Source organism: Vibrio sp. 2132-1, assembly GCF_033344315.1.
This window is the reverse complement of record NZ_JAWPON010000005.1, coordinates 185034-199188: the sequence shown is the minus strand read 5'-3', so window position 1 is coordinate 199188 and position 14155 is coordinate 185034. Positions and strand designations below refer to the sequence as shown.

Here is a 14155-nt window from a genome sequence, read left to right as displayed (position 1 = left end):
AAAGCTGAGTGGATACAATCTTTACTAAGCCCTTTTTACAGCGCCTGACGCATGATGTGTTGGGGTCCAACTGGACCACCATGATAGAGCTCATGAGTATCTTCAAAACCAGCTTTGAGGTAACACTGATAAGCTGGCACATTTCGGCAGTTAACCGTTAGGTAGAGAAACTCAAACGTTGGATAGTGCAATTTAACAAAGTCCCCAAACAAGCGAATTGCTTGCTTGGCGATGCCTTTACCTTGATGGCGATGATCCACCAGCAAAGCACGCACGCCTAAACTGTTTTTCGGGCAAAAATCGTATTTCTCGCTGTAAGCTGCATCAAATAGAAAAAAGCCAACCACGTCATCGTCTGCCAAAATCAGATGCGGAAGTTCTGTAGGTTCAAGACATGTAAGCATTTCACCCACATCCGCGACCGTAAACTGCGATTGCTCTTCTAGCACGCTAAGTTCGCAAGTTTGTTTATGTCGCTCAGGCGAATACTTTTCAATAGTAATCATAATCTTCCTTGTTGTTTTTATGCTCAATTCATACAGGGTATGTCGTAAATAGAAATACCTAGTGTCGTATTTCCCACTCGCAGGCAAACGTTTAGCACTCTATTATCCTCACCATTCGATAGAGAGGTTTCCATGTCCCGTTTTTTACTTTGTAGTTTTGCACTCGTTTTACTCTACCCTACTGCCATTGATTTGTATCTTGTTGGTTTGCCTCAAATTGCGTCAGATCTCAATGCCAGTGAATCTCAGTTGCATATTGCGTTTTCGATCTATTTAGCTGGCATGGCTACCACCATGTTATTCGCGGGGAAAATTGCAGACTCTGTGGGACGAAAGCCTGTTGCCGTCGTCGGCGCGATGATCTTCGTGCTCGCGTCTTTTCTCGGCGGGATGGCTGAGCAACCAAACACTTTCTTGATTGCTCGCTTTTGCCAAGGCATCGGGGCTGGATCTTGCTATGTCGTCGCATTCGCGATTTTACGCGACACGTTAGACGATGAACGCCGCGCGAAAGTATTGTCGATGCTCAATGGCATCACCTGTATCATTCCAGTGATCGCACCCGTGATTGGTCACTTGATTATGCTGAAATTTCCTTGGCCGAGTTTGTTTACCACAATGGCAGGAATGGGCATTCTCGTCAGTGTATTGGCCATTTTTGTTCTCAAGGAATCACTACCCAGCCAACAAGGTGAAGAACAGACAGCGCCAGAGAGCCATCAAGAGACTTTCTTCGAGCGATTTTTTATCAGTAGGCTGATCATTACTGCACTTGGAGTGACCACCATTCTGACCTTTGTTAACGCTTCACCAATTGTCGTGATGAGCATGCTTGGTTTTGATCGCGGTGGCTATTCTTCCATCATGGCTGGTACTGCGACGATCAGTATGTTGATTTCGTTCTCGGCACCATTGGCATTGGGAATTTTTAAGCAGCGAACCTTATTGATGACCTCTCAAGTATTGCTCGCTTGTGCAGGCATCGTGCTCAGTGCTGCCTATTTCCATGATGGACAATCTCATTACTATGTGTTCGGACTTGGGCTGATTTGCGCTGGCTTCGCTTGTGGCTTTGGCGTGGCCATGAGCCAAGCGCTCAGCCCATTCTCTCAACAAGCTGGCGTGGCGAGCTCACTACTGGGCATTGCTCAAGTTTGTAGTTCCGCGTTCTATATTTGGTTTATGGGTTTCATCGGCGTTAGTGCACTGAATATGTTGGTGTTTATCTTAGTGTTAGGTAGCGTAATCAGCCTTGCTCTAATACTATTGATTCCAAAGCCTGTTCACGATACCCATTATGAAGAAATCCCTAGCGCGACTTGATTTAAACTTACTGTTCACTCTGCAATTATTGCTGCAAGAGCAAAGCGTCTCGAAAGCCTCGAAAAAGCTGAACGTTACGCCCTCTACCGTAAGTAAGTCGCTCAACAAACTTCGTCATTGGTTCGATGATCCTTTGTTTGTCAAAACACCTAAAGGTCTTGCGCCAACGCCTTTGGCACAAAGCATGGAGCAAGATCTCGCAGAATGGCTGCAAATTGGCAGCCAAATTGCAGAAAAACGCAGCGATATTACGCCTAAAGGAGTGCGTTTTGATATCACGATTGAGTCGCCATTAGTGCTCACAGTGCTGGACAGACTCATCGTCGCTATCCACCAGCGATACCCTGAAGCGAAAGTAAAAACCAGTAACTGGGATTACGATTCACTCGACGCCATCATTCGAGGCGAGGCGGATATCGGTTTTACCGGCCGAGAGAGTCACCCGAGATCGAAAGAGTCGTTGGATCTTCTGCCGTATTTCTTGGATTTTGAGATTCTATTTTATGACCTGCCGATAGTGTATTTACATAAAGATCATCCGGCATTACAGCAAGAGTGGAATCTCGAGACCTTTCTGAGCTACCAACACATCAATATTGTTTGGGAAAAAAGTGAAACTTGGGCGTTGGATGAAGTATTAACGGAACTAGGGCTACAGCGCTCTATCGGGCTGACGATGTCCAACTTTGAGCAATCTCTTTTTATGGCAGCGCAGCCGACGCATGACATGATCACCACCGCGCCGCACTATTGCAAAAGTTACACAGAAAAGCTGCATCTCGATTTGGTGTGCTTGCCAATTCCGTTAGACAAAACTCAACAAGACAAGTTACTGATTCCATTTACCATGATTTGGCATAAACGCAATGCGTACAACCCCAAATTGCTATGGTTGAAAAACACCATTAAGTCATTGTACAAACAACCTTCCCAACCACAGTAAGACTCAGGCTAAGGTCAGGTTTTCTCTGGTTATTTTTAATGACTTTCTTGCTCTGATAGCTATAACTAATCACTTTATCAACTAATAAAAATGTTCTTTTGGATCTACACTAGCTGTTCATTTACACGCTAAGGATCAAGGATGTCGACCTTCTTACTCACTGCTATTGCAATGCTGGCGTTCGCTGCCAATTCATTATTGTGCCGACTTGCCTTGGCAGAAGGGTTAATTGATGCAGGAAGCTTCACGCTCGTTCGATTGATATCTGGCGCGATTACCTTAATCGCAATGCTTGTCGTGAGAGGTCAGTGGAAAACCGATCGGCCAACTTCTCGCTTTCGCTTTTTTGCTGGCGTGGCGTTATTTGGTTACGCAGCCCTTTTCTCTTTCGCGTACTTACAACTGGCGACAGGAACTGGTGCTTTGCTTTTGTTTGGTGCCGTGCAACTTACATTACTGGCGATCTATTGGTTGCAAGGTGAGCGCTTTCAGTTTCTCGAAATCATCGGTATCGGCCTTTCAATTGTTGGATTTGTTTGGTTGATGTTGCCATCTGCCACTCGCCCCGATATTAGCTCTGCACTTCTCATGTTGATTTCTGGCGTTTGTTGGGCTGCGTTTACTGCGCTCGGTAAACAAGCGCCTTCTCCAAGTAGTGGCATCACGTGGGGATTCATCGCAGCATCAATAATTGGCGTGCTCCTTTCGCCATTAATCTTGTCCTCAATCCACCTTTCTTTGAGCGGAGTGTTGCTCGCTATCGCATCTGGTGCCATTGCCTCTGGCCTTGGTTATACACTTTGGTACCAAGTCGTACGTAAGCTCTCTTTGCTTCAAGCCGCCGTCAGCCAACTTTCTGTGCCAGCCATTGCTTTGCTACTCGGCAGCATCGTACTCCACGAGCCTCTTTCACTGCATACTCTTTCAACCAGCGGCATCATTCTTGGTGGGATCGCTTTGGTTTTTTTATCTCGATCCAAAAAAACAAACGAACAATCAGCAAGCCGATAAAAAGTAATAACTTTCCCTCTCAAATACCCATTCATCATCTATGCTTTTTAAAGCAGTAAAGCTCATTGCAGATGGTACAAGTGGTCTGCTTTGGTACCAGGCGAAGAATATAAGGTGAGAATTGGCCCACACAATGCAGCGATTTTGTTTCAAAAGTGAGAATCATCACAGATCGCGAATTTGCTCGTTTTAGGCGTTTCACCAATAACACCAAGGACTAGCACGAGATCAAGCCAAATACGCACTTTTTGTTTTGACAAAGGGTTTACAAAGCACACTTTTTCACCCGCTATATTCCGCCCCCCGAATTTATTCAGAACAAGATTCTGACTATTCATATAAGAAATTCATCAACTTATAACGATAAGCCTGAGCAAACTTTGACACTATGAACGACAAAATAAAATTCGCTATTAAAGTATCGCTTAGCCTGACTCTGGCTTATCTGATCCCGTTTGCCATGGGTTGGCCGCAAGCATCGACGGCCGCAACTACTGTAATGCTGATTGCATCGACAGGCAGTCGTCGTGAATCCCTCGCCAAAGGTACCTTACGCGTGTTAGGTACATTGGTTGGTGCCGTGGTTGGCTTGTTACTGGTGGGGTTGTTTGCTCAAGACCGCTTGCTGTACATGCTGAGCGTGTCGGTTGTGGTCTCATTCATTTTTTACTTCCGTAATGCCTATCAAAAAGATCCTACGCTACTCATGCTGACCGGTGTGATGACGTTGATGATGTCCAATGGCGGTGACGCAGAGGGTGCGTTTCTTTATGGCGTTGACCGCGCCTATATGACAGTGTTTGGGGTGGTGGTTTACACACTCGTGGGGACTTTCTTATTCCCGACCAAAACAGAACAAAACCTAAGGCAGCTCATCGAACAACTCAACCAAGCACAACGCGCGTTGTTCACCGCTATCTTGCAAAATTTCGAGCAAAAATCGGCAGGGCAAATCTCTCCTCAAGAAGGCGGAGAAGAAAATCCAGAAGCTGAAGAGCCACAACCTAGCGTGGACACTCTCATCGAACAGATGTTTGCCGCTCAAAATGTGCTCGAACAGCGTTTTGCCACGGTCAGTGTGGAATGCAGCGACGTGTCGGCCTACATGAAAGAGTGGCGCTTAGCGGTTCATTTGAACAAACAGGTAACGCAACAATTGACCGTCGCGGCGCACAGCCACTTTAGCCACCAGCAAGACCGTGAAAGCATCAGCAACTTTGATCAAGCCGTGGCGGAAATTGACGCGCTATTTGATACCTGCCAACAAGTCTGGGACGAAAAAGAACCCGCTTATCGTGCCCAGGAATTCAAAGTCAAATACAACCAAGCGTTGCTTGAAGACGCAGCTCACCTAGAGAAAGGCTCTGCGCTTACGCTTGGTCACCTATTGGAACTGATGCATCAAAACTTGTCGCGTTTAGCGGAGAGCATTAGCTGTATTGACTCTGTGACGAACAATGTCTCCTTTGACGTGCCACTGCCGAAACCGAAAGGCAAGTTTCTATGGTGGGACGCAGAAAACTTTAAAACCGCGGTCAAAACCTTTGTCACTTATTGGGTTGCTGGACTGATTTGGATTTATTTCAATCCATCAGGCGGCTATTCATTCGTGGTCTTCTCGACCATGTTTATGTCTTTGCTGTCGTTCGTGCCTGTGCACCCAATTTTGTTGCTTGTGCTGTTCACTTTCGGCTTCTTGTTCGCGGTGCCTTCTTACGTCTTCATTCTTCCGCAATTGGATCTCGGGTTAGAACTTGGCCTGTTCATCTTTATCTACACCTTTATCGGCTTTTATCTGTTTAACGGGCCAGTGACGATTTTCTATATGATTGGCTTGTTTGTTCTTGGTTTAGACAACAACATGTTTTATCACTTCGGGATCCTCATGACGATCATGCTGTTGTTCTACATGGTGGTGTTCATGATTATTTTCGCGCACTACTTCCCGTTTAGCTCACGACCAGAACACCTCTTTTTGACCATAAAAGAACGCTACTTCCGACATACCCGAGAGCTGTTCACTACCTATCAACAGCAGTCCAGCTCGGTTATTACGCCGCTCAAACGGGCCTTGCACTTGGTGACGCTCAATGTCTCATCGAAAAAGCTCAAAGTCTGGGGTTCGAAAATCAACCACAAACACTTTGATAAAACCACGCCAGAAGCGATTGGCGCGTTTAGCAAAGCGTGTGATGTACTCAGTAATCACATCAACATCTTAATGGCCGCCGAGAAAAAGTTGATGACCAATCCACTAATTACTCAGCTTCGCCAACAGCACCGCGATTCCATCATTCCTTTGATGGCGGGCGCTTTAGCCAGCCATCAAGCAACACAAGAACTCGACTCCGTATTCGACCAATACAGTCAGGATTACCAAACATTCGAAGATAAACTGGAAGATTTTTTTAGTGAGTTGGATTTATCTGACTACGCTTATTCAGAGATAGCCGGTTTTTATATCTTGCTGAATTTAAAACGGAACGTGTTCGAAGCAATCAAGCATTGCAAGCAAACCTACGAGGATATCGATTGGGTGAACTTACAACAGAAGCGTTTTTAAAGGTGGGGATATGATGCTTCCAAAACTAACCAAACCAAGCCTCGCCATACTTTCTTTGCTCGGACTCAGTGCGTGTACCACGGTAGGACCAGATTATGTTCATCCAAAGCAGGCGCCACTGCCAAGTGACTGGTCGGTGCAAAAAGCAGCAGCCAAAGATACGCAGCAATCAGAGCAACAGCTACAACAATGGTGGCAGCAATTTAATGACTCGACTCTTAATCAGCTGGTTGAGTTGGCGAGCAAACAAAACCTCGATTTAGAAGCCGCAGGGCTACGAATTGTACAAGCACGTTCATTGCTTGGTATTTCGACGGGCTTGCAATACCCACAAGTTCAAACCGTGTCAGGAAACCTAGCGCGTGCCTACGTAAATGATCAGGGCGTGAATAACGCCACTTTGTCGTTTGATGCTGCTTGGGAAATGGATGTTTGGGGCAAGTATGCTCGCGGAATTGAGTCGGCAGAAGCGGGTTACTACGCATCCATCGCATCGTATCACGACATCATGGTCACTATAACCGCCGAAGTGGCGCGCAATTACATCAACTATCGCACATTCCAAGAACGTATTTTGCTGTCTCGCCGCAATATCGAGATTCAAGAGCGTGTCGTACGTATTACTCAGGTGCAGTTCGACTCTGGCAACGTTACAGAATTGGACGTTCAACAAGCTAAAAACCAACTCTACACCACCAAAGCAGCGTTACCGAGCCTCGAAGTGGCAATGAAGCAATCACGTACTGTGTTGGCTTTGCTACTGGGTCTGTTACCAGAAGAAGTAGATCGACTGCTACAGTCGGATGGGATGCACAAGCAAATCGCTGAGTACGAAGCCCAGTTCAAATCGACGGGCAGAAAATCGGCGCTATCGGGCACCGACGAGCGTTCCATTGTGCCACGTCCACCGCTTTTGGATACGCAAGTGGATGCTAACTTAGTGATGCGACGTCCGGATTTGCAAGTCTCTGAGATGCAAGCTCGCGCGCAAAGTGCGCAGATTGGCGTGGCAGAAACCGCTCTGTACCCAAGCTTTTCGTTGTTCGGTTCCATCGGTATCGACAGTACGGTTCCCGATGGCAGCAGTTTCAGTTTTAGCGATTCGCTCACCATGGTGGTTGGCCCAACGTTCAGTTGGAACATTTTCCAATACGGACGCGTGAAAAATAACATTCGTTTCGAAGATGCTCGCTTCCAAGAAACGCTGACGAACTACAACAAAAAGGTACTGCAAGCCGTTAATGAAGTCACCAATGCAATCGAAGCGTATGACCTGTATTTGCAGCAAAAAGATTTACGCTTGCAATCGGTCAACTCTTCCATTCGTGCGTTCAACATATCCATGACACAGTACGAAAACGGACAAATTTCATTCGAACGTCTGCTTAACTCGGTAGAAAAAATGACCCGCGCAGAAGACAGCTACGCAACGATCAAAGGTAATGTTGCGAACCAAGTTGTCGCGCTCTACAAAGCCCTCGGTGGAGGCTGGCAAACCCAAACAGGCAAGCCTTTCATCAGTGAATCGATTGCCACGCAGATGACAGAGCGCACTGACTGGGGAAGTTATTTAAATGAAGAAAACCGCGTATTGCCGCCTTTGCGACTCGAAACTCCGGCTGAGACCAGTGATGAAAACAAAACGGAGGATCGGTAATGCCTCATGAACTCTCTTGGGGAGACGTTTACTTTTCTCCTACGCTACTCGTGCTCTTTCTCGCCGTCACGGCCACGTGGATAACGGTGATGATATTGAACAAGACACGTTTGTCTCGCTTCATCGCTTTTCCGTCTCTGACGTTTATTGCCATCATGGTCGCTTATGTGGTGGCCATCGACAGCTTTTATATTCAATTTTAGGTGCCAAACAAGATGAAAAAACTATTCGTAATCGCACTCAATCTTGTCATTCTTGGTGGCGCAGCTTGGCTCGGCTATCAAAAGTTTGAGGAATACTTTAATAACCCATGGACACGAGATGGGCAAGTGCGTGCTAACGTCATCAAAGTGGCTCCTCGCGTATCAGGCCCAATTGTAAATGTCGCGGTGCAAGACAACCAAGAAGTAAAAACGGGGGATTTACTGTTTGAAATCGACCCTGCGACTTACCAGGTTGCGTTATCTCAAGCCGAAGTAGCACTGGAGCGCTCCATTGTTAGCTCTCGCGGTAAAAAAATCGAATATGACCGCTTAAAAGACATTCGTGCCAAAGACCGTGGCGCAGTTTCTCATAAGGATCTGATTCGTCGTGAAATCGCTTACGAAGAATCGCTACTGCAAATCAAATCGGCAGAAGAACAACTAAAATCAGCACGCCTTAACCTCAGCTTTACCAAAGTTTATGCGACCGTCGATGGTTTTGTATCTAACCTCGATATTAGAAACGGTACGCAAGCGGTCGCAAACCAACCACTGCTCGCACTGATCGACAAAAACAGCTTTTGGGTATTTGGTTTCTTCCGTGAAAACCAACTTGCGCAAATCGAACCTGGCAGCCAAGCGCGTGTCACTTTGATGTCTCACCCAGACACGCCAATTGACGCGACGGTTGACTCGATTGGTTGGGGTATTGCGCCCAAAGACGGCACGGTCGGCTACAACCTTCTTCCAAACGTAAACCCTGTTTTTCAGTGGATTCGCCTAGCACAACGTATTCCGGTGCGAATCTCCCTACAAGAACTTCCTGAAGATGTTGATCTTCGATTCGGGCTTTCTGCGTCCATCATGGTGATGAAAGAGTCATCCGCAGAAAGTGAACAATAACTAAGTGAGAAGAGCCATGGTCATTGGTAAAAACCTCAAAAATATTAATGAAGAAAACAACTTCTTCTATCTAACCTTAGCACTAGTGATTTTGTTGCTAGGGAGTGCGATGGCACAAGTCGTAGGTGAAGGGACGATTGAACACATACTTCAGGCTTTCACGGTTCTGACGTTTATCGTCTGTTTTGCGAGCCTTCGCTTTGACAAAACCTGGTCTCGTTTCCTCTACAGCCTGTTTGGTGTTTGGGTTCTTGTGATTGTGATCAAGACCGTTTTCGACATCAGAGAGATGAATGTGGTGATGCTTGCCCTCACCTTTGCGTTCTTTTTCGGCACTTTTAAATCCATCGCAAGACAGATTCTTTTCACCGGCCATGTCAACAGCAACAAAGTCATTGGCTCGGTAGCGCTTTTCTTGCTGCTTGGTCTGATGTGGGCGATTGCCTACCTCATCCTGCTTGAGTTTTCGCCTGAAGCCTTTACCGGTATGGAAGCGATTTCTTGGGGGCAGAACTTCTCCAATGCAGCGTATTTCAGTTTCGTTACCTTAACCACGCTCGGTTATGGCGACATTAGTCCTCTAACACCACTGGCTCAAGTCGTGGTGTATTTAGAGGCCATCACAGGTGTTTTTTATATGGCGATTGTTGTTTCAAGTCTCGTCAGTTCTAACATTGATCATCAGGTAAACAAAAATGGATAAACAATCGGTAAAAATCGACAGTAAGCTTTTCATCAGTAATATGGTGGAATCAGCAATACGCATTGGCTTGATCTTTGTCTTGCTGATGTTTACGTACGACATCATCAAACCCTTCATACTTCCGGTTATTTGGGGCGCTATTATAGCCGTCGCTTTAATGCCGCTTACCCAAAAATTGCAGCGTGTATATGGTGGTCGCAGAGGTCTGGCAGCCACAACCATTGCTTTACTTGGTATTGCCCTCCTTGTCACGCCACTTGTTATGGTATCAGGCTCCATTGTGGATGGTGCAACGCACGCGCTTGAAGTACTACAAAATGGTCAAGTGAAAATACCAGGGCCAAAACCTTCCGTAGCGGATTGGCCTATCGTGGGTGATAAGCTCTACGAAGTGTGGACCCTATTCGCTACTAATCTTGAGCAAGCGATTCAAACCTTTATGCCACAAATAAAGGCAGGACTCACATCTTTACTGGGTACACTGGGGGGCGTATTGGGAAGTTTACTGCTTTCAATCTTGTCACTTGCGATTGCAGCAGGTTTCATGACGTACTCTGAATCTGCGGCATCAGGCCTAAGAACCATCGCGATTCGTACCGCTGGTGAAAACGCAAAAAGCTGGACCACGCTTATCGCAGCGACAATTAAAAGCGTACTGCTTGGCGTAGTCGGTGTAGCGGCGATTCAAGCACTGTTGATCGGTGCTGGTTTCTTCGTATTTGGCGTTCCGGCAGCAGGTTTACTCACACTGCTTCTAATGATCTTATGTATCGCTCAGCTCCCGGCGTTGCTCGCAGTGCTACCTGTGATTGGCTTCATGTACATGACCCAAGACACCTCAACAGCAACCATGTTTACTGTTTGGGTCGTAGTTGCGGCTCTTTCTGAAAACCTGTTCAAACCAATGTTAATGGGACGTGGCGTCGACGTGCCAATGCCTGTGATTCTGCTCGGTGCCATCGGTGGTATGCTTTTCTACGGCATCGTTGGTCTGTTCTTAGGTGCCGTTATCCTAGCAATTTGGTATGAGTTATTTGTTTGGTGGTTGAGCATTGAGAAAGCACAACAGCAAGAAGAAATGGCAGAACAACAAGACGCTTCTGATGACCAATCAGAACCTGGACACGGTGCTGGTATTTAATAAATCAATAAGTTAGAAAGAAATTTAATCTATAACTTATGATATCAAACCGCTGCATTTCAGCGGTTTGATTCTATTTGGATCACAGTTTCGTCGTAATAAATGCGATAAAAATGACGTTCTTGTTAAATTTTCATACTTATTACACTTGGGAGTTGCAATCGGGCAATGAACGATGCACTCTCGATGACCACTAATTTGCTTAGGATAAAAACAATGAAATTGATCAAGCCTTTAACTTGTGCGCTTGCTCTCGCAATGAGTGGCATGGCATTCGCAGATGTAACCGTGAGTGTTCCTGACAACGTTTCAGTATTGGCGGCTAACGGTGAAAAAGCAGATCTTTCGGGTGGTTTTTTCGCCTCTGAAAGAACACTGACGTTACCTGATGGCCTTAACCAAGTCGTATTTCGTTTCGCCCCTTACTTCAACCAAGGTAATGACCGTTTAAGTGTTGAAAGCGATGTTATCGTTACACGATTTGACGCGACCAATACCGAACTCACTCTACAAATGCCAGAATACCGCAACCTACGTGATGCGGAAGAGAAGATCAAAGACTTAGATTGGAAACTGGTTGATGATTCTGGCAACGCAATCGCGGTTGCCCAGGACAAGTTGCTCAAACCGGGTATGCAAATCGGTCGTGATTACGTACGTGAAATCGAAGATTACAACCAGGCTGGCGGTGCAGCAGCCGTGGCTTTTGCTGGCGCAGCGACCATGCAGCCAGTCACGCTTCCTGCAAAGGTTCCTGCGGATATGAAGCAAGTGAGAGCAACTGCGGTTAAAGCGGATTCGACAGCTGAAGAGATGCTGCACTTCTGGTACCAAAAAGCAGACGCAGAAACCAAAGCTCGCTTTAAGAAATATGTTAATCAACAGTAAATCTGGTTAACTTTATCGATATTAAAAAAGCCACTTCACGTGGCTTTTTTGATCAAAAATTAGGAAACTTGGACAACTTTAGTATTGGCGATCAAGTCATGCAACAAACGTCGCTCCGGATGAAAGAACAACAATGCCAAATTTACCAACGGGATCCCCGGAATGAGCATCTCCAGCAAGTAGCTAATAACAAGCCTTAACCCTGCTGTAACTTTCGTTGCCTTACTATCATTTTTCATTACAACTTTAATACCAATCATGCGCATACCAATGGTTTGCCCATGACTCAATGTATTCCAGTTGATCATTAAAACCGTTGGTAAAGAAAGCAAGTAAAACGCCTGAGTTTCACGAACAAGCGTGAGGTTATCTGCTAAAGAGAGCTGAAAGTCGTTAAGAAAAGAGTTAATACTCAATGCGATGATTAACACGACCACCATCGTAAAGAGCAGGTCGATAAAACCAGCAATGATTCTCTGTTGCTTGCTCGCGATAAAAGCATACATGGACTTCAGTCACCTCAATGTAATTGGTTAAGCGAGAATGACTGAGTGTACAGACGCGCAATGGTGAGCGCAGTTTAGGTATTGCCAACATAATATTCAACTAAGAACATACTAAATCGCGGTCGTATCTCAAAAGTAATCATTACATCTTGAGCATAACCGTATCAATTTAACAAAACGCTACCAGTAACGTTCGTAAATGATATTTCCCCCGGTTTGATGGCGATACTTTTCCAAGCCTAGCTCTTGTAAGACGGGCACGGTATCTTTGATCATTTGTGGATTCCCACACATCATGACAAAGCTACGCTGAGCTGAGAATGGCGCATCAGCGGCGTTGGACAGTAAACCCGATTCGATGAGTTCAGGAATTCGGCCTTGTAATTTACCATCAACCACTTCCCTGCTGACTATCGGTATATACTTTAATCTGCCTTCATATCGTTGCTGAAGCTGTTCAATTAGGTATTTATAAACCAGATCTTTTTCGAAACGAACGGCATGAACCAGCACAATGCGCTCATTGTGAGGCGGTAAGTTTATATCATCCAGCAGCGATAAAAACGGTCCAATCCCCGTACCTGTAGATAGCAGCCACAGGTCATGAGCCTGTTTAGGAATAGAATCATGGATTAAATCGCCATGTGCGGTGGCACCGACATAAATGCTATCACCAGATTTAAGCTTTTGGAGCCGTGGAGAAAGTTGTCCTTGAGGGTCGGCTACTATTAGAAATTCCAACCAATCGAATTGCTCGCTTGGCGCATTAACCACAGAGTAAGCACGGCTGATCGGCTTACCTTCATCATCAAGCAAAGCAAGCTTGGTGAATTGGCCAGCTTTAAATGAAAGAGGCGCGCCAGATATTCTCAAACTGAACAGCTCACCTGTCCAATCAATGCGTTTCTCAACTCTTGCGAGGTTGAAACCTTTGAGTTCAATCATGAGACACCTCCTATCTGGTTACTCTTAGTTAAACTTACGCCTTCAACTCGATTATGTAAAGTTTCTAGTTTACATAATCAAACCACTATTTCATTTCACATTTTAAAAACAATTTTATTACATATTAAATGATTACATCTAGAATAAATGCTCAAAGTGATAAGTCGCGTCGCAATTTGTGGCAAAGCAGATGAAAAAGGAGCAATAAAAATGGACACACTGTTAAAGGACTTTCCCGTTATCACAGAGATAAAAGTCGCATGGGGTGAAATGGATGCTCTGCAACACGTTAATAACGTGGTCTATTTTCGCTACTTCGAGACCGCACGTTTAGATTACTTCAACAAAATTAACCTGCTGGTCGACCTGCAGACCTCGCAAATTGGACCAGTACTGAGCGAGACTCAATGCCGCTACAAATTGCCTGTTACTTACCCAGACACGCTATTAGTCGGTTCTCGCGTAATCGACATGCAAGAAGATCGCATCACGATGGAGTACCAAGTGCTGAGTAAGAAGTGGGGTAAAATTGCGACCATCGCGACCGCCACTGGTGTGATGTTTGATTTTAAGAACAACGTTAAAGCTGCGATTCCAGATCACGTTCGCCAGTCGATTTTAGACTTGGAAGGAACCGTGGGTAGTACGCATCATTTGGAGTAGCAATAAACGAGAGATTAAAGGCGAGGTTCCCGACAGCGCTTCTTCATCGCTATCGGGAATGATGCTGAGGTACCATTCCAACTTACGCAATAAGAAAACTAGCGTCATTCTAATGAGCCTAAGTGAATCATTCGAAACCTCGCTAAACGTAACAGCAGCGCGACTCTTCCAGCCTACGCGATAAGAAAAGCTGCGTCATT

At 45.7% G+C, this 14155-nt stretch carries 14 protein-coding genes; 11 read left to right on the top strand and 3 right to left on the bottom strand.

Going from position 1 to position 14155, the window contains the following annotated elements:
* Positions 1–35: 35 nt before the first annotated feature.
* Positions 36–506 carry a GNAT family N-acetyltransferase gene (locus R8N47_RS07245; protein WP_064354947.1) on the bottom strand — a complete coding sequence of 157 codons (471 nt, stop codon included), beginning with the start codon at positions 504–506 and terminating at the stop codon, positions 36–38.
* Positions 507–638: 132 nt separating this feature from the next.
* Between R8N47_RS07245 and R8N47_RS07240 the strand changes: the two genes are divergently transcribed.
* From R8N47_RS07240 to R8N47_RS07195, 10 genes are all read left to right on the top strand, one after another.
* Positions 639–1829 (top strand): MFS transporter, encoded by a 1191-nt coding sequence (locus R8N47_RS07240; protein WP_064354948.1) that lies wholly within the window; start codon positions 639–641, stop codon positions 1827–1829.
* Complete coding sequence (gene yidZ, locus R8N47_RS07235; protein WP_064354949.1) at positions 1804–2772, top strand: HTH-type transcriptional regulator YidZ; 969 nt, start codon at positions 1804–1806, stop codon at positions 2770–2772. Before R8N47_RS07240 ends, yidZ begins: the two co-directional genes overlap by 26 nt.
* A 141-nt stretch (positions 2773–2913) precedes the next feature.
* A complete protein-coding gene (locus tag R8N47_RS07230; RefSeq protein ID WP_017634417.1) occupies positions 2914–3783 on the top strand; it encodes a DMT family transporter in 870 nt (289 codons plus the stop codon).
* 388 nt (positions 3784–4171) lie between these two features.
* Entirely contained in the window at positions 4172–6346 is a 2175-nt protein-coding gene (locus tag R8N47_RS07225; RefSeq protein WP_064354951.1) for an FUSC family protein, read from the top strand.
* 10 nt (positions 6347–6356) lie between these two features.
* Positions 6357–8003 carry a TolC family protein gene (locus R8N47_RS07220; protein WP_064354952.1) on the top strand — a complete coding sequence of 549 codons (1647 nt, stop codon included), beginning with the start codon at positions 6357–6359 and terminating at the stop codon, positions 8001–8003.
* On the top strand, positions 8003–8206 hold the full coding sequence (locus tag R8N47_RS07215; protein WP_064354953.1) for a DUF1656 domain-containing protein: 204 nt from the start codon (positions 8003–8005) through the stop codon (positions 8204–8206). The genes R8N47_RS07220 and R8N47_RS07215 overlap by 1 nt, the downstream gene beginning before the upstream one ends.
* Before the next feature lie 12 nt (positions 8207–8218).
* The gene (locus R8N47_RS07210; protein WP_033906681.1) at positions 8219–9109 is read left to right on the top strand and encodes an HlyD family secretion protein; all 891 of its coding nucleotides are present in this window, start codon (positions 8219–8221) and stop codon (positions 9107–9109) included.
* A gap of 16 nt (positions 9110–9125) precedes the next feature.
* Positions 9126–9812 carry a potassium channel family protein gene (locus tag R8N47_RS07205; RefSeq protein WP_017634413.1) on the top strand — a complete coding sequence of 229 codons (687 nt, stop codon included), beginning with the start codon at positions 9126–9128 and terminating at the stop codon, positions 9810–9812.
* Positions 9805–10953, top strand: coding sequence for an AI-2E family transporter (locus R8N47_RS07200; protein WP_005386936.1), 1149 nt, complete (start codon positions 9805–9807; stop codon positions 10951–10953). The genes R8N47_RS07205 and R8N47_RS07200 overlap by 8 nt, the downstream gene beginning before the upstream one ends.
* Positions 10954–11169: 216 nt before the next feature.
* On the top strand, positions 11170–11841 hold the full coding sequence (locus R8N47_RS07195; RefSeq protein ID WP_054701997.1) for a DUF2057 domain-containing protein: 672 nt from the start codon (positions 11170–11172) through the stop codon (positions 11839–11841).
* Between the two features lie 59 nt (positions 11842–11900).
* Here R8N47_RS07195 and R8N47_RS07190 read toward each other — a convergent pair whose 3' ends face one another.
* Positions 11901–12347 carry an RDD family protein gene (locus R8N47_RS07190; RefSeq protein ID WP_064354954.1) on the bottom strand — a complete coding sequence of 149 codons (447 nt, stop codon included), beginning with the start codon at positions 12345–12347 and terminating at the stop codon, positions 11901–11903.
* A 180-nt stretch (positions 12348–12527) separates the two neighbouring features.
* Complete coding sequence (locus R8N47_RS07185; RefSeq protein WP_005374935.1) at positions 12528–13292, bottom strand: ferredoxin--NADP reductase; 765 nt, start codon at positions 13290–13292, stop codon at positions 12528–12530.
* 210 nt (positions 13293–13502) lie between these two features.
* Here R8N47_RS07185 and R8N47_RS07180 point away from each other — a divergent pair, with 210 nt between their 5' ends.
* A complete protein-coding gene (locus R8N47_RS07180) occupies positions 13503–13955 on the top strand; it encodes an acyl-CoA thioesterase (RefSeq protein WP_005374933.1) in 453 nt (150 codons plus the stop codon).
* Positions 13956–14155 lie beyond the last annotated feature (200 nt).

Excerpts from the sequence above, each read along its gene's own strand:
- R8N47_RS07240 (WP_064354948.1), top strand. The coding sequence starts at position 639 with ATGTCCCGTTTTTTACTTTGTAGTTTTGCACTCGTTTTACTCTACCCT.
- R8N47_RS07225 (WP_064354951.1), top strand. The coding sequence starts at position 4,172 with ATGAACGACAAAATAAAATTCGCTATTAAAGTATCGCTTAGCCTGACT.
- R8N47_RS07185 (WP_005374935.1), bottom strand. The coding sequence starts at position 13,292 with ATGATTGAACTCAAAGGTTTCAACCTCGCAAGAGTTGAGAAACGCATT.
- R8N47_RS07245 (WP_064354947.1), bottom strand. The coding sequence starts at position 506 with ATGATTACTATTGAAAAGTATTCGCCTGAGCGACATAAACAAACTTGC.
- R8N47_RS07220 (WP_064354952.1), top strand. The coding sequence starts at position 6,357 with ATGATGCTTCCAAAACTAACCAAACCAAGCCTCGCCATACTTTCTTTG.
- R8N47_RS07180 (WP_005374933.1), top strand. The coding sequence starts at position 13,503 with ATGGACACACTGTTAAAGGACTTTCCCGTTATCACAGAGATAAAAGTC.
- R8N47_RS07190 (WP_064354954.1), bottom strand. The coding sequence starts at position 12,347 with ATGTATGCTTTTATCGCGAGCAAGCAACAGAGAATCATTGCTGGTTTT.
- R8N47_RS07210 (WP_033906681.1), top strand. The coding sequence starts at position 8,219 with ATGAAAAAACTATTCGTAATCGCACTCAATCTTGTCATTCTTGGTGGC.
- R8N47_RS07195 (WP_054701997.1), top strand. The coding sequence starts at position 11,170 with ATGAAATTGATCAAGCCTTTAACTTGTGCGCTTGCTCTCGCAATGAGT.
- R8N47_RS07205 (WP_017634413.1), top strand. The coding sequence starts at position 9,126 with ATGGTCATTGGTAAAAACCTCAAAAATATTAATGAAGAAAACAACTTC.
- yidZ (WP_064354949.1), top strand. The coding sequence starts at position 1,804 with ATGAAGAAATCCCTAGCGCGACTTGATTTAAACTTACTGTTCACTCTG.
- R8N47_RS07215 (WP_064354953.1), top strand. The coding sequence starts at position 8,003 with ATGCCTCATGAACTCTCTTGGGGAGACGTTTACTTTTCTCCTACGCTA.
- R8N47_RS07230 (WP_017634417.1), top strand. The coding sequence starts at position 2,914 with ATGTCGACCTTCTTACTCACTGCTATTGCAATGCTGGCGTTCGCTGCC.
- R8N47_RS07200 (WP_005386936.1), top strand. The coding sequence starts at position 9,805 with ATGGATAAACAATCGGTAAAAATCGACAGTAAGCTTTTCATCAGTAAT.